At 63.4% G+C, this 14,763-nt stretch carries 17 protein-coding genes; 13 read left to right on the top strand and 4 right to left on the bottom strand.

Features of this window, described 5'->3' with window-relative positions:
* Positions 1-62 precede the first annotated feature (62 nt).
* From LB520_RS17780 to LB520_RS17790, 3 genes are all read left to right on the top strand, one after another.
* Positions 63-1,940, top strand: coding sequence for an ABC-F family ATP-binding cassette domain-containing protein (locus tag LB520_RS17780; RefSeq protein ID WP_224638337.1), 1,878 nt, complete (start codon positions 63-65; stop codon positions 1,938-1,940).
* Between the two features lie 119 nt (positions 1,941-2,059).
* Positions 2,060-2,254, top strand: coding sequence for a hypothetical protein (locus LB520_RS17785; RefSeq protein ID WP_140846073.1), 195 nt, complete (start codon positions 2,060-2,062; stop codon positions 2,252-2,254).
* A 175-nt stretch (positions 2,255-2,429) separates the two neighbouring features.
* Positions 2,430-4,535, top strand: coding sequence for a molybdopterin-dependent oxidoreductase (locus tag LB520_RS17790; RefSeq protein ID WP_224638338.1), 2,106 nt, complete (start codon positions 2,430-2,432; stop codon positions 4,533-4,535).
* A 29-nt stretch (positions 4,536-4,564) separates the two neighbouring features.
* Here the strand turns inward: LB520_RS17790 and LB520_RS17795 are convergent, their stop codons facing one another.
* Positions 4,565-4,777 carry a hypothetical protein gene (locus LB520_RS17795; RefSeq protein WP_224633186.1) on the bottom strand — a complete coding sequence of 71 codons (213 nt, stop codon included), beginning with the start codon at positions 4,775-4,777 and terminating at the stop codon, positions 4,565-4,567.
* A gap of 170 nt (positions 4,778-4,947) precedes the next feature.
* Here LB520_RS17795 and LB520_RS17800 point away from each other — a divergent pair, with 170 nt between their 5' ends.
* Positions 4,948-6,435 (top strand): winged helix-turn-helix domain-containing tetratricopeptide repeat protein, encoded by a 1,488-nt coding sequence (locus tag LB520_RS17800; RefSeq protein ID WP_224610536.1) that lies wholly within the window; start codon positions 4,948-4,950, stop codon positions 6,433-6,435.
* Between the two features lie 23 nt (positions 6,436-6,458).
* Here the strand turns inward: LB520_RS17800 and LB520_RS17805 are convergent, their stop codons facing one another.
* A complete protein-coding gene (locus LB520_RS17805) occupies positions 6,459-6,632 on the bottom strand; it encodes a hypothetical protein (RefSeq protein WP_224638339.1) in 174 nt (57 codons plus the stop codon).
* Here LB520_RS17805 and dapB point away from each other — a divergent pair.
* The 6 genes from dapB (at position 6,631) to LB520_RS17835 (ending at position 11,188) form a co-directional block, all read left to right on the top strand.
* Complete coding sequence (dapB, locus tag LB520_RS17810; protein ID WP_224638340.1) at positions 6,631-7,407, top strand: 4-hydroxy-tetrahydrodipicolinate reductase; 777 nt, start codon at positions 6,631-6,633, stop codon at positions 7,405-7,407. The genes LB520_RS17805 and dapB overlap by 2 nt on opposite strands.
* Positions 7,408-7,625: 218 nt before the next feature.
* Positions 7,626-8,585, top strand: coding sequence for an ABC transporter substrate-binding protein (locus tag LB520_RS17815; protein ID WP_224638422.1), 960 nt, complete (start codon positions 7,626-7,628; stop codon positions 8,583-8,585).
* 160 nt (positions 8,586-8,745) lie between these two features.
* A complete protein-coding gene (locus tag LB520_RS17820) occupies positions 8,746-9,600 on the top strand; it encodes an ABC transporter ATP-binding protein (RefSeq protein WP_224638341.1) in 855 nt (284 codons plus the stop codon).
* A 13-nt stretch (positions 9,601-9,613) separates the two neighbouring features.
* On the top strand, positions 9,614-10,489 hold the full coding sequence (locus tag LB520_RS17825; protein WP_140846079.1) for an ABC transporter permease: 876 nt from the start codon (positions 9,614-9,616) through the stop codon (positions 10,487-10,489).
* A 100-nt stretch (positions 10,490-10,589) separates the two neighbouring features.
* Positions 10,590-10,880: a type II toxin-antitoxin system ParD family antitoxin gene (locus tag LB520_RS17830; RefSeq protein ID WP_140846080.1), complete on the top strand. Its 291-nt coding sequence runs from the start codon at positions 10,590-10,592 to the stop codon at positions 10,878-10,880.
* Positions 10,877-11,188, top strand: a complete 312-nt coding sequence (locus tag LB520_RS17835; protein WP_224638342.1) for a type II toxin-antitoxin system RelE/ParE family toxin — start codon at positions 10,877-10,879, stop codon at positions 11,186-11,188. The genes LB520_RS17830 and LB520_RS17835 overlap by 4 nt, the downstream gene beginning before the upstream one ends.
* 8 nt (positions 11,189-11,196) lie before the next feature.
* On the opposite strand, the gene LB520_RS17840 is transcribed toward LB520_RS17835, so the two are convergent.
* Positions 11,197-12,564 carry a sensor histidine kinase gene (locus tag LB520_RS17840; RefSeq protein ID WP_224544016.1) on the bottom strand — a complete coding sequence of 456 codons (1,368 nt, stop codon included), beginning with the start codon at positions 12,562-12,564 and terminating at the stop codon, positions 11,197-11,199.
* A complete protein-coding gene (locus LB520_RS17845; protein ID WP_224544015.1) occupies positions 12,561-13,238 on the bottom strand; it encodes a response regulator in 678 nt (225 codons plus the stop codon). Before LB520_RS17845 ends, LB520_RS17840 begins: the two co-directional genes overlap by 4 nt.
* Before the next feature lie 482 nt (positions 13,239-13,720).
* On the opposite strand from LB520_RS17845, the gene LB520_RS17850 reads away from it, so the two are divergent.
* The 3 genes from LB520_RS17850 to LB520_RS17860 all read left to right on the top strand — a co-directional run bounded on the left by LB520_RS17850 (position 13,721) and on the right by LB520_RS17860 (position 14,744).
* On the top strand, positions 13,721-13,960 hold the full coding sequence (locus LB520_RS17850) for a DUF680 domain-containing protein (RefSeq protein WP_224544014.1): 240 nt from the start codon (positions 13,721-13,723) through the stop codon (positions 13,958-13,960).
* A 55-nt stretch (positions 13,961-14,015) separates the two neighbouring features.
* Positions 14,016-14,222, top strand: coding sequence for a DUF680 domain-containing protein (locus LB520_RS17855; protein WP_095767086.1), 207 nt, complete (start codon positions 14,016-14,018; stop codon positions 14,220-14,222).
* 273 nt (positions 14,223-14,495) lie between these two features.
* Positions 14,496-14,744, top strand: a complete 249-nt coding sequence (locus LB520_RS17860; protein ID WP_224638343.1) for a DUF680 domain-containing protein — start codon at positions 14,496-14,498, stop codon at positions 14,742-14,744.
* Positions 14,745-14,763: the final 19 nt, after the last annotated feature.

Raw genomic sequence — 14,763 nt, forward strand, 5'->3', positions numbered from 1 at the left:
CGGGGGTCTCATCCCAGGCCCTGGCTCTTGCGAAGCGCCGATCTCCCGTGCAAAAGCCGGCCATGCTTATCATCAACGACCTTACGCTGCGCATGGCGGGGCGGCTGCTTCTCGATCATGCCTCATTGACGCTGCCGGCCGGCACAAAGGCCGGCCTTGTCGGCCGCAACGGCACCGGCAAGACGACGCTGTTCAAGGCGATCACCGGCGATTTCCCTTCGGAGACCGGTTCGATCAGCCTGCCGAAAAGCACCCGCATCGGCCAGGTGGCGCAGGAAGCGCCCGGCACCGAGGAGCCGCTGATCGACATCGTGCTCAAGGCCGATATTGAGCGCACCGCGCTGCTCGAAGAGGAAAAGACGGCGACCGACGCGCACCGCATTGCCGACATCCACATGCGGCTGGCCGACATCGACGCCCACTCGGCCGAGTCCCGCGCGGCCACCATCCTTGCCGGCCTCGGCTTCGACGACGCGGCGCAGCGCCGCCCGGCCTCCTCCTTCTCGGGCGGCTGGCGCATGCGCGTGGCTTTGGCCGCCGTGCTGTTTTCCGAGCCTGACCTTCTGCTGCTCGACGAGCCGACCAACTATCTCGACCTCGAAGGCACGCTCTGGCTCGAGAATTACGTCTCGAAATATCCGCACACGGTTCTCCTGATCTCCCACGACCGTGACCTGCTCAATCGCGCCGTCAATTCCATCGTCCACCTCGATCAGAAGAAGCTGACCTTCTGGCGCGGCGGCTACGACCAGTTCGAGCGCCAGTACACCGAGCAAAAGGAACAGCAGGAAAAGGGCCGCATCAAGCAGGAAGCCGCCCGCAAGCATATGGAATCCTTCGTCGAGCGTTTTCGCGCCAAGGCCTCCAAGGCCAGGCAGGCGCAGTCGCGCATCAAGGCGCTGGAAAAGATGAAGCCGATCGCGGCGATCGTGAATGACACGGTGCGGCCATTCTCGTTTCCGGAGCCGGTGAAGACGGTGGCATCGCCGATCGTTGCGCTCAACAACGTCAGTGTCGGTTATACGCCCGGTGAGCCGATCCTGAAGAAGATGACCTTGCGCATCGATGCCGATGACCGCATCGCGTTGCTCGGCGCCAACGGCAACGGCAAGTCGACCTTCGCCAAGCTTTTGTCCGGCCGGCTGAAGCAGGAGGCCGGCACGATGACGGTGGCGCCTGGGCTGAAGGTGGCGATCTTTGCCCAGCACCAACTCGACGATCTCAGGCCTGAGGAAAATGCCTACGAACATGTTCGCAGGCTGATGCCGGAGGCGCCGGAATCGAAGGTGCGCGGCCGTGTCGCCCAGTTTGGGCTTACCACCGAGAAGATGAACACCGCGGCGAAAGACCTCTCCGGTGGCGAGAAGGCGCGCCTCCTGATGGGCTTGTCGGCTTTCGAGGGCCCGAACCTCTTCATCCTCGACGAGCCGACCAACCACCTCGACATCGACAGCCGTGAATCGCTGATCCATGCGCTGAACGACTTTCCGGGCGCCGTGATCCTGATCTCGCACGATCGGCACCTGCTCGAAGCCACCGCCGACCGGCTCTGGCTGGTCAAGGACGGCGCGGTCAATCCCTATGACGGCGACCTCGAGGATTACAAGACGCTGGTCACCGGCGTGTCCTCCAACCGCCGCGAGCAGAAGGAGGCCGACAAGGCGTCCAAGGCCGACCGCCGCCGCGAGGCGGCCCAGCGCCGCGCGGCACTGGAGCCTTTAGCCAAGGAAATCCGCGCCACCGAGGCGCTCATGGACCGCATCCGCAAGCGCATCGACCTGATCGAGGACGAGCTGGCCAACCCGGCCGTCTACGAAAAGGACCCCTCGACCGCGACGCAGCTTGCGAAGGAGCGCTCGCAACTGGCGCAGACGCTGGCGCAAAACGAGGACAGGTGGCTGACGATGTCGGCGGAGTATGAGGAAGGGATCGCGGAGTAACGCTATTTCCCTTCTCCCCTTGTGGGAGAAGGTGGATCGGCGCGCAGCGCCGAGACGGATGAGGGGTGTTCCAGCGGAGTGAGACGCTGGAATTGGGTAAAGCGGTGCGGGAAACGTCGATGTCCAGAAAATTGTGGATCAATGCAGGCAGCCTTCTGGCGGTCGACTCGAACGCAAGTGTCAAATGCCCGGAATGTGGCGAAGCGGACCTCAAAGTTTTCGACACCAAGGCAGGCGAAGATCATATCGAGCGGCACATGCGCTGCCCGAAATGCGGCGCTTATAGCGCGCTGTATAAAAACATCACTGAGTAGCCGACATTAGGTTTGATTCCAGCTTGGCAGTTGCCTTGCAAGACAACCGCCTCATTTCTTCCAACACCCCTCATCCGTCTCGGCGCTACGCGCCGATCCACCTTCTCCCGCAAGGGGAGAAGGGGGAACCCATCTGGCCCTACACCTCGTCCCTAAAACCCGCTACACACCCCGCATGAACCAGCACGCCAAGCTCCGGATCGGCCATTCGGCCTGTCCGCATGATTGCCCCTCCACCTGCGCTCTCGAAGTCGAGCTGCTCGATGACAACCGCATCGGCCGTGTCCACGGCGCCAAGGCGAACAGCTATACGGCGGGTGTCGTCTGCGCCAAGGTCGCGCGCTATGCCGACCGCGTCCACCATCCCGACCGGCTGCTGAAACCGCTGGTGCGCGCCGGCGCCAAGGGCGAGGGCGCCTGGAAGGAAGCCAGCTGGGACGCAGCCCTCGACTTCGTGGCGGAAAAATTCATCGCAGCCGAAGAAAAATACGGCTCGGAGACGGTCTGGCCTTATTTCTACGCCGGCACGATGGGGCTGGTGCAGCGTGACGGCATCCAGCGGCTGCGCCACGCCAAGAAATACTCCGGCTTTTTCGGCTCGATCTGCACCAATCTCGCCTGGACTGGCTGGATGATGGGCGCGGGCGCGCTGCGCGGGCCCGATCCGCGCGAGATGGCTAAATCCGACTGCGTCGTGATCTGGGGCACCAATGCCGTGGTCACCCAAGTCAACGTGATGACCCATGCGACCAGGGCGCGCAAGGAGCGGGGGGCCAAGATCGTCGTCATCGACATCTACGACAACGCCACGATGAAGCAGGCCGATCTCGGCCTGGTGCTGAAGCCCGGCACCGACGGCGCGCTCGCCTGCGCGGTCATGCATGTGCTGTTCCGCGACGGGCTGGCCGACCGCGCCTATCTCGAGAAATACACCGATGATCCGCGTGGGCTGGAAGAACATTTGCGGACGCGCACACCCGAATGGGCGGCCGCCATAACCGGGCTATCCGTCGCCGAGATCGAGGCATTCGCCCATCTCGTCGGCAACACCAAGAAGACCTACTTCCGGCTCGGCTACGGCTTTGCCCGCCAGCGCAACGGCTCCGTCAATATGCATGCCGTCTCCTGCATCGCCGCCGTCACTGGCGCCTGGCAGTATGAGGGCGGCGGCGCCTTCCACTCCAACTCCGGCATCTTCCAGCTGAACCAGGACGTGCTGGAAGGCACCGCGATGCGCGACCCGAAGGTGCGCTATCTCGACCATTCGCGCATCGGCCCGGTGCTGACGGGCGCGGCCGACGCGCTCTATGGCGGTCCCCCGGTGACGGCGATGCTGATCCAGAACACCAATCCGGCCAATGTCGCCCCGGAGCAGCGGCTGGTGAGAAAGGGTTTTCTGCGCGAGGATCTGTTCACCTGCGTGCATGAGCAGTTCATGACCGACACGGCCAAGCTCGCCGACGTCGTGCTGCCGGCGACGATGTTTCTGGAGCATGACGACATCTACAAAGGTGGCGGCAACCAGCACATCACGCTGGGCCCCAGGCTGATCGAGCCGCCGGAAGGGCCGAGAACCAACCACTATGTCAATGAGGAGCTCGCCAAGCGGCTCGGCGTCGGCGACCGGCCCGGCTTCGGCCTGACCGAGCGCGAGCATATCGACATCATCCTCGGCAAGCGCGGGCTCGGCAGCTTCGACAGCCTGAAGGCTGAGAAGTGGGTCGACCTGCAGCCCGGCTTCGACGACGCGCATTTCATCAACGGCTTCGGCCATGCAGACAAGAAATTCCACTTCCGGCCCAACTGGACCGGGCAGTCGGCGCCCAACCGGCCGCCGAAAAGCATGGGTCTGTTCGGCCCGCTGGGACGGCTGCCGGAATTCCCCGATCATGTCGAACTGATCGAGGTCGCGGACGAGGAGCATCCGTTCCGGCTGGCGACCTCGCCGGCGCGCAATTTTTTGAACTCGACTTTTGCCGAGACGCCAGTGTCGAGGGCCAGGGAAGGCCGGCCCGAATTGTTGCTCCATCCCGAAGATGCCGTGGCGCTCGGCATCGAGGATGGCGGCCGCGTCGAGGTCGGCAACCGGCGCGGCGACGTGGTGCTGCACGCAAAATTTTTCGACGGTGTGAAGCGCGGTGTGGTGATCGCCGAAGGCATCTGGCCGAACAGCGCGCATGAGCGCGGCGAAGGCATCAACGTGCTGACCGGCGCCGATGCGCCCGCGCCCTATGGCGGCGCCGCCGTCCATGACAACAAGGTGTGGCTCAGGGCGCTTTGACCCACTTCGCGGTCTGCCATTGCTTGCGCTCACCAAGTGGGATCTCGGCCTTCGAGATCATCGTCCGGCACGACCCGCGATTGGCGCCCAAGACTGGCGTAGGGATCCACGTAAGCCATCTTGAGTGCGTCGCCTACCAAACCGGACATGGCATTGAGCGATGCGCCGAGCCTCGGAAAGCCTCGCCGCAGCAGTTTAAGGCGTCGGACTATGATCGGGCCTGTGGTGAGGATGTCAGCCATGATGTCCTCCTGTAACGGCGACAATGGCGCTGCCTCCCACGCAGGTCCTTGGCTCGAACCTGAAGAGACCTGCACGGCTCTGAATTTGCCTGACGCGAAGAATCCCGAACGGCCCTGAAGTTCGCCTTCAGGGTTATCTTGGACTATCCTCCCCGCGAGGGTGGTGGCCAATGGACTTGGAGTTTGGGAACTATCGTTTGAGACGAGCCGAACGGCAGTTGCTAGGCCCGAAAGGGCCGGTGGAGCTTTCGGCGCGTTCCTTCGACATCCTCGCCATGTTGCTCGACAGACCCGACGAGGTGATCGGCAAGACCGAACTTCTAGATGCGGTCTGGTCCGGCGTGGTGGTGGAGGAGAATACGCTGCAGGTCCACATTTCGGCGCTGCGAAAATTGCTGTCTGCCGAGATTATCGCAACCGTGCACGGTCGCGGCTATAAATATGCAGGCCCCAGGCCCTTCGCGGTTAAGGCGGATGTTACGCGGTCGTTCAGACCGTCCATCGCCATACTTCCTTTCGACAATATGAGCGGCGATCCGGAGCAGGATTATTTCAGCGACGGCATCACCGAGGACATCATCGCCGAGCTTGGCAAGTATAAGGAGTTTCTGGTCATCGCGCGGAACTCCTCCTTCCAGTTCCGCGGCAAGGCGCATGATCCGGCGGAGGTGGCGAGCAAGCTTGGCGTCCAATACGTCGTCGAAGGCAGCGTGCGGAAGATCGGCAACAGGGTGCGGATCGCCGTGCAGCTGACCGATGCGTCGTCGATGGCTCATATCTGGGGCGAACACTACGACCGGGAACTCGACGACATTTTCGCCATCCAGGATGAAATCACCCGGATGATCGCGGCGCGTCTGGCTCGGCAGGCCAGAACCGCGATTTCGTCGCGCGCCAGAGGCCGCCCGACCAACAACATGTCGGCCTATGAGTTTTATCTGCGGGCGCTGCAACTGGCCGCGGTCTATGACACTGTGCTCGAAGCGGAACCATTTCTGCGCCAGGCGGCAAAGCTCGATCCGCAGTTTGCTGCCGCGCATGCCATGCTCAGCTTTGTGGAGTCGATCAAGTACTATTGGGACTACAACAATCCCGGCCATTTGCATTCCGGACTGGCGATCGCAAGAACGGCGTTGGACCTTGATCCCGACGAGGCCTATGGGCATCTCGCCACCGGCTTCGCTCACTTGTACCTGCGCCAGTTCAAACAGGCTGAATTCAGCCTTGACCGGGCCGTCGCGCTCAATCCGAACGATCCATTCATTCTTAGTATCCGCGCTATTTTCCTCAATCACACGGGCAGGCCGGAGGAGGGGCTTGATGAGATAGCCGAAGCCCAGCGTCGCGACCCATACGCCGTGGGATGGTATGACGACTTCCGTGGCGTCCTTCTGACGACGGCCGGACGATATCGCGAGGCAGTCGTCTGCTACGCGAAAATGGCGACTGTAACACCGTGGTCGCTCATCCGTCTTGTCATCTGCCATTCCGAACTCGGCGAAATCAGGCAAGCGCAAGAGGTCCTGGCAAAGGTAAAGGCGCATTATCGCGGACTAAGCCTCGACCAGATCATCGATACCGAAGTGGATTTCTACCAGGATGCCGCCATATGCGGGCGCTATCGCGCGATCCTCGATCATGTTGACAAGGCGCAATAGCGCCGTCGCGGCCCGTAGCCTTGCTACTTCGCCACCTGCGCGTCCAGCGTCTTGATCTCGTCCGCGGCCGCCTTCACATTCGTGTACAGTTCGCTCTCGTCTCGCCCCGTTTGCCGTGGCCTGCAGTCGTTTGAATCAATTTGCCAAGGCGGCGTGCCAAAGGATTGTTCCGACTCAGTTTTCGACAGGATCGCCATGCCGCAGCCGCTCAGGATAGCCATCGCCGGCGCGCTCGGCCGCATGGGCCGGCAGATGGCGGAAGCCGTCGCGGCCGATCCGCGGCTGCATCTCGTCGCGCGCTTCCATCGACCGGGCAGCATGGGCGAGGGGCTGGTCGAGCGCGATGAAGCGCTGGCGCTTGCCGATGTGGTCGTCGACTTCACCACGCCCGCAGCTTCCGCCGAACTGGCCAAGGCCTGCGCGGCGCGCGGCGGTCCGGCGCTGGTCATCGGTTCGACCGGCTTCAGCGCCTCGGAACTGGCGGCGATTGCCGACGCCGCGAAGAAAGTCGCCATCGTGCGCTCCGGCAGCTACTCGCTCGGGCTCAACATGCTGACCGGCCTGGCCGAGCAAGCGGCAAGGGCGCTTGCCGCCGACGACTGCGACATCGAAATTTTTGAAGCGCATCATCGCATGAAGGTCGATGCGCCGTCAGGCACGGCGCTGATGCTGGGCGAGGCGGCCGCGCGAGGACGTGGCGTCGTGCTGGACGATGTGGCGAGACGCGCCCGCGATGGTTTCGTTGGTCCGCGCAATGCCGGCGAGATCGGCTTTGCCGTTGTGCGCGGCGGCAGCATCGTCGGCGAGCACAGCGTCAGCTTCCTGAGCGACGGCGAGAGGCTCACGCTTTCGCATGCCGCCGGCGACCGCTCGATGTTCGCCCGCGGCGCCATCGCGGCTGCGCTCTGGGTCGCCGGACGGCCGCCCGGCGAATACGACATGCGCGATGTGCTGGGCTTCACTGCCTTGTGACCGGAAACCCCGCCGGACTCCATTCCACGGCTGCTAAAACGGCTGAAAGCCAGCTGAAAGCTTGGCCATGCCATGACAGTTTTGTGGCGGTCGCCACATGAACGGCCTGGGAGCGGCCGACAGGAGGAATGCGGCGCGGCGCGCCGCCCAGTGGAGGAAGACTAGTGACCCGTTTCATCTCTAAACGCGCCCTGCGTTCAGTGGCGCTGACGCTTGCCATGGTTGGCGCTGGCGCATCGACGGCATCGGCTGCCGACAAGATCACCATCATCGTCGGCGGCATGGAAAAGCAGATCTATCTGCCGGCCGTGCTCACCCAGCAGCTCGGCTACTTCAAGGACGAGGGGCTGGACGTGGAGTTGGTGAACTCCCGCGCCGGCGTCGAAGCCGAGAATGAGTTGCTGGCCGGTGCCGTGCAGGGCGTCGTCGGCTTCTACGACCACACCGTCGACCTGCAGTCGAAGGGCAAATACATCCAGTCGATCGTGCAGTTCAGCCAGGCGCCGGGCGAGGTCGAGCTGGTCTCGGCCAAGCACCCGGAAATCAAGTCGCCGGCCGACTTCAAGGGCGCGACGCTCGGTGTCACCGGCCTCGGCTCCTCGACCGATTTCCTGACGCAGTATCTCGCGGTTCGCAGCGGCCTGAAGCCGGGCGACTACACGCTGCTTCCCGTCGGCGCCGGCAACACTTTCATCGCCGCCGTCAAGCAGGACCAGATCCAGGCCGGCATGACCACCGAGCCGACCATCGCTAAGCTGCTCCAGACCGGCGAGGCCAAGGTCCTGGTCGACATGCGCACGCCCGAAAAGACCAAGGCGGCGCTCGGCGGCGACTACCCGGCTGCCTCCTTCTACGTCCAGTCGAGCTGGCTCGAAGGTCACAAGGACGAGGCGCAGAAGCTCGCCAACGCCTTCGTCAAGACGATGAAGTTCATCGCCGGCCATTCGGCCGAGGAGATCGCCGACAAGATGCCGAAGGACTATTACGCCGGCAGCAAGGACCTCTATGTTCAGGGTCTGGCAGGCGGCAAGGCGATGTTCACGCCGGATGGTCGTATGCCGGCCGATGGACCGCAGACCGTGCTGAAGGTTCTGTCGACCTTCTCGAAGAGCCTGCAGGGAAAGCAGATCGACCTATCGAAGACCTACACGACCGAGTTCGTCGACGCGGCGAAGTAGGCGCCGGCAGGCGAGGGCGGACGGACCCCGTCCGCCCTTGAAAAGCAAGAGCTTGCGTCGGCCGCCTGAATCAATTCTACGGCCGTGTTTCCGGATGCCGGCGAGCAGGCCCGCGGGCCCGGATCGCGCCATCCCCGCACCACCACAAAAGGAGTGTGCCATGCAATCGCAGATCATGGCGGCGGAGAAACTGTCTCCCGCCGCGCCGCCGGCTGACGCCGCGATAGCCATCGACGATGTGACGCTGCGCTTCGTCACGCCGGACGGCCACATGATGACGGCGATCCGCGATTTCACCATGACGGTGGCGCGCGGCGAGTTCGCCTGCGTCGTCGGCCCTACCGGCTGCGGCAAGTCGACGACGCTCAACCTCGTCACCGGCCTGTTGCGTCCGACCACCGGCAATGTCCGCGTCATGGGCAATCCGGTCACCGACATCAGCCGGGACATCGGCTTCGTCTTCCAGGCCGACGCGCTGTTTCCGTGGCGCAGCGTCCTCGACAACGTCGCCGCCGGTCCGCTCTTCCGCGGCATGCCGAAGAAAGAAGCCTATGAGAAGGCGCGCGACTGGATCGGCCGGGTCGGCCTTTCGCGGTTCGAGAAGCACTATCCGCACCAGCTTTCGGGCGGCATGCGCAAGCGCGCGGCGCTTGCCCAGACCTTCATCAACCAGCCCGAGATCCTGTTGATGGACGAGCCCTTCAGCGCGCTCGACATGCAAACCCGCACGGCAATGCAGGACGAATTGCTGGACCTCTGGTCGGGGCTGAGATCATCCGTCGTCTTCGTCACGCACGATCTGGAGGAAGCGGTGGCGCTGGCCGACAAGGTCTATGTGCTCACCGCAGGCCCGGGCACGGTGAAGAGCGTCTACCGCATCGACCTGCCGCGCCCGCGCGTCATGTCCGACATTCGCTACGACCCGAAATTCATCGAGATTGCCAAGGTGATCTGGAACGATCTGCGTGAGGAAGTGCAGCTCGGCCAAAGCCGTGGCTTGCAAGCGAGCCATTGAAAGGAGACTTGCCATGACCGCCATCTCTCCAACCGATCAGGCCGCAGCCCGCGCCACCTCGATCGTCGCCGCGGAAGCGCAGGCGAGGGCACGACTGCGCAAACGCCATGCTCTGGTCATCGGCCTGCGCCTCGCGATCCTCGTCGTCTTCCTAGGCCTTTGGGAACTCTGCGCCGACTACAACATCATCGACCCGTTCTTCTTCTCCAGCCCGTCGGGCATCTGGGAACAGATCTGGTCCTGGATCACCGAGGGCACCTCGCAGGGGCCGCTCTGGCTGCAGATCTATGTGACGCTGGAGGAAACCTTCCTCGGCTTCGCTATCGGCGCCGTCGGCGGCATCGTGGCAGGCATCATCCTTGGTCGCAACAAGCTGCTGGCCGATGTGTTCTCGATCTATATCAAGATCGCGAACTCCGTGCCGCGCGTGGTGCTCGGCTCGGTGTTCATCATCGCGCTCGGGTTGGGCATGGCTTCCAAAGTGGCGCTGGCCGTCGTCATGGTGTTCTTCGTCGTCTTCGCCAACGCCTTCCAGGGCGTGCGCGAGGCTGACAGGGCGATGATTGCCAACGCCCAGATCCTCGGCGCCTCGCCGTTCCAGATCACCACCTCGGTCATCATTCCTTCGGCGATGAGCTGGATCCTCGCCAGCCTGCATGTCTCGTTCGGTTTCGCGCTGGTCGGCGCGGTCGTCGGCGAGTTTCTCGGCGCCAAGCAGGGCATGGGCCTTTTGATCTCCACCGCGCAGGGCGCCTTCAACGCCAATGGCGTCTTCGCCGCCATGATCATCCTGGCGGTGATGGCGCTGGTGGTGGAGTTCATCATCACCCGCTTCGAGAACTATGTTGTGAAGTGGCGCCCGGCGCCGTTCAACGAGCAGGGGACCTGAGCAATCACCGCACATCATCATGTCTGGTGTGCGGCTTCACCTAGTGTATGACAAAGTCACCCGCCTTGTGCTATACTGAGGGGTATCGAGGAGACGGGCCATGCGAAACTCCCAGCCCCTGACGATCACACTGCCGCTCGAGATGGCGCAGATGGTGAAAAATAAAGTTGCCTCAGGCGAATACGCCACCGAGAGCGAAGTCATCCGTGATGGCCTGCGTACGTTGGCTGCCCGTGACGCGGCGATTGAACGCTGGCTGCGCGAGGCAGTCGTGCCGACGATGCAGGATGCGCGCGCCCATCCTGAGAAGCTTTTGACGGCCGAACAGCTGCGCCGCAATCTCTCTGAGCACATCAACGCGATCGCCGCCAAACCGCGCTCCGGTGCATGAAATATCAGGTCAGGTTCCATGCTGCCGCCGAGCGGGACATTGCCGAGTTGCTGAGCGAGCTCGCGCCAAAGGCTGGCGTGGCAACTGCTTTGCGTTTTGTCGGGCGCATTGTCGACTATTGTCTCGACTTTGAAACTTTTCCGGAGCGGGGCATGCGTCATGACGAAATCGCACCGGGTTTGCGCACGGTAGGATGGCGCCGACGCGCAACGATCGCGTTCGAAATCGTGGATGACAAAGTGGTCATCCTCCGGATTCTTTATTCGGGTCGTACGCTCGAATTGCCGGACGAAGAGTCCGAACATTGAGGTAGGCCTTAGGCCAGCGGCAGCCGGACCTCGACTTTGAGCCCGCCCGCGGCGGCGTCGCCCACAGTGACGCTGCCGCCGGCATTCTCGACCACCTCGCGCACGATTGCCAAGCCGAGCCCGCTGCCTTCCTCTGCCGAGCCGGCGAGGCGGTAGAAGCGTTCGAAGACATGCTCCCGCTCCTCGGCCGGAATGCCGGGGCCGGTATCGGCCACCGTCAGCACGCCCTCGCGATCGACCATCGCCAGCCTGACAGTCACCGCGCCGCCAGCCGGCGTGTAGCGCAGCGCGTTGTCGACCAGATTGACGATCATCTCGCGCAGCATCGTGCCGTCGCCGATCACCGCCACCGGTCCGTTCTCCTCGAGGCCGAGGTCGATGTCGCGCTTGATCGCCACCGGTGCCTGCGCTTCCAGCACATGGCGGGCGGCCTCGGTGAGGTCGATGCGGTCGGCGCGTGGCCGCCGGCTGCCGGGCTCGGCGCGCGAAAGCGTGAGCAATTGTTCAGCGAGCCGCGCCAGCCTGCCGGAACTCGCTTGCAACGCGACCAGCGCCTCCTGGCGCCGATCGGACACGGTTTCCCGCAAGGCATAGCTGGCCTGCGTCGACAAGAGCGCCAGCGGCGTGCGCAACTGGTGCGCGGCATTGGCGATGAAGCGTCGCTGCGCCGCCATTTGCGCCCGCACGCGCTCCATATAGGCGTTGAGCGCCTCGATCAGCGGCCGGATCTCGCTCTGCGCGCCCGGGACCTCGACCGGATCGAGATCGCTGCGGCTTCGCGAGCGCACGGCATCGCGCAGCCGGATCAGCGGCGCCAGGCCGCGGCGCAGGCCAAGCAGCACGAACACGCCGGCAATGGCCACCAAGGCAAGCTGCTGGGCGAAGGCGCTGAGCCACAGGCGCTTGACCATGGCGTCATGTCCGGCAAGCGTGACGCCGACCGTGACCTTGATCGGCGAATCGCTGCCGGCGCCGATCACGGCATGGCTGAGCGTTGCCAGGCGCAGCGGGTGATCGCGGTAGGTGGCTTCGACGCTGCCGCGATCCGGCGCCTCGGGCAGGTCCGGATAGCCGCTCAGCAGCCGCCCGCCGGCGGTCTCGACGCGATAATAGACGCTGTCGCGGTCGCCGGTGTCGAACATCTCGATCGCCGCCGGCGGCACGGTAGCGTCGAGCGCGCCGTCGGCCATCGCCACCTGCTCGGCGATGGCGCGTGCCGAGCCGACCAGCATGCGATCGGTGACGAGGTCTGCCGTCGCCAGCGCGTTGCGCTGGCTGGTCCACAGATTGATGGCGGCGAGCCCAGCCAGCGGCAGCACCACCCAGGCCAGCAACTGCAGGCGAAGGCTGCCGAACCGGAGCCTGTCGATTTTCATGGCGCCGGATCGTCGTGGCGCAACAGGTAGCCCAGGCCGCGCAAGGTGGCGATCTGGACGCGCGATCCCTCAAGCTTCTTGCGCAGCCTGTGCACATAGATCTCGATGGCGCTGGGGTCGGCGTCGGTGTCGAAGTCGTAGATCGCGGTCGAGAGCGCCGCCTTGCTCACCGTGCGACCGGCCTTGACGACGAGCTGTTCCAGCACCGCGTGCTCACGCGGCGTCAGCGACAGCGTCGCGCCGGCAAGCGAGAACAGCCTGGTGTTGGTATCAAAGGTGAGATCGCCGCAGGAAACGACCGGTGCGGTGCGGTCGTTGGCGCGGCGCAGCTGCACGCGGATGCGCGCTTCCAGCTCCTCGATCTGAAATGGTTTCGCCAGATAGTCGTCGGCGCCTTCGTTGAGGCCCTTGACCCGGCCGTCAAGGCTGGCATTGGCGGTAAGCACGATAACCGGCACCGGGTTGCCACGCGCCCGCAGCCTTTTCAGCACCTCCATGCCGCCCATGCGGGGCAGGGCAAGGTCGAGGATGATCAAAGCGTGATCCCCGGCGGCTAAAGCATGCTCGACATCCTCGCCCTCATGCACCACGTCGACGACATAGCTCGCCTGGCGCAGCGTCTTGCTCAGCCAATCGGCCAGTTCGCGATTGTCCTCGACAAGCAGCAGCCGCATCGTTCGTCGCTGTTCCTCCCAACGGCGTCGACCTTCGCCAAAGGGCGGCAGGCGGCGTCCAAATTGGTTCCCGAGGCAACCGATAGTATCGATCCGCGCGCAAGGCAAACGTGGTTTCTCGGCGACCGCCACCCCGGTCATGGTGCCTGCCGAGCCACCTGTTCGGTCGTGCAAGTGATAAAACCGAACCGTTCGGTTCAATTAATGTTGACGGTTCGTATAGCCGGGGTGAACACCGGCTCCCGTTATCCAGGTGCCGCATCGCGCGACGATCCCCGTAACTGACTGATATCAAACAATAAGAATGTGGCCGCTGCGTAGTTCAGTTAATTTCAAAATCGAACCGAACGGTTCGGTTCACAACTTTTCGTGATTGGAAATGGCAACAGGGCCGACCCATTTCGGGGTGGTCCGAGCGACGCGAATTTCCATTACGGCACGCCACTAGACGGACACGACTTTTGAAATCTGGAGTATCTGAAATGAACAAGATTGCTTTTGCCGCCGCTGCTTTCCTCATTGCCACGGGCAGCGCTTTCGCTGGCAGCGACCACTACGGTTCCGACAATGTCAACCAGCCGGCCGTAACGGCCCCCGCGGGCAACGTCGACAACACCGTCACCGGTTCGATCCGCAAGCTCGACAAGTTCGAGCAGCGCGAGTTCCACATCACACCTGATCAGAACCAGCCGCCGTCGGGCCAAGGCATCTGGGGCCGCTAACCGGCGCGCCTCCTAACCCGCTTCAACCATAACCTTCAAATCTGAAGTAACTCAAATGACCAAGATCGCTCTTACCGCCGTCGCTCTGCTTGTCGCCACGGGCGCCGCTTTCGCCAGCTCGGACAATTACGGAGCGGCCAATGCCAAACAGCCGGCTGTCACCATCGACCGGACTGTGACGACCTCGATCGCGAAGTCGGACGCGGATGTCCGAAGGCCGGTGGTGCAGGGCACCGATCACAACCTGTTCGGCAACCACTGATCCGACCCGGAAAAAAGCAGGCGGCGGGCTTGTCCCGCCGCTCTGTTTTTCTGCAGCCGGCTAACGCCGTTTGAATCGCATCACAAGTATTTGTCATCACAAGCATTTGTAATCGTTTGCCTTTTTCTGAGCGACGTCCGATCCGACACTGCCATGGCAGCTGAAAAGCGAACGCGCCGGGAATAAACCCAGGCCGCCGCGGGTCTTTTCGGCAGCGGGGCCATCCTCCCAAAGCCATCGCCCGACGAAACCAAACGGACAAGGAAAACCGAAATGACCAGGATCGCTCTCACCACTGTCGCAATGCTTCTCGCGATGGGCTCCGCCTTCGCCGGCAGCGACCACTACGGCGCCGATGGCGTCAACCAGGCAGCCACCGTTGGCCCCGACACCAGCGTCACGGCTTCGATCCCGAAGCACAACACAGTCAAGCCGGCCCCGAAGGTCGATACCGAGATGAAGACTGGCGCGACCGGCGCTGCGGATTGGCCGGGTCCGCCATCGGATAACTGGGGCAATTGAGCTCGTCTTTGAAAATATT

It is taken from the genome of Mesorhizobium sp. CA12 (assembly GCF_020165255.1).
Lineage (GTDB): Bacteria > Pseudomonadota > Alphaproteobacteria > Rhizobiales > Rhizobiaceae > Mesorhizobium.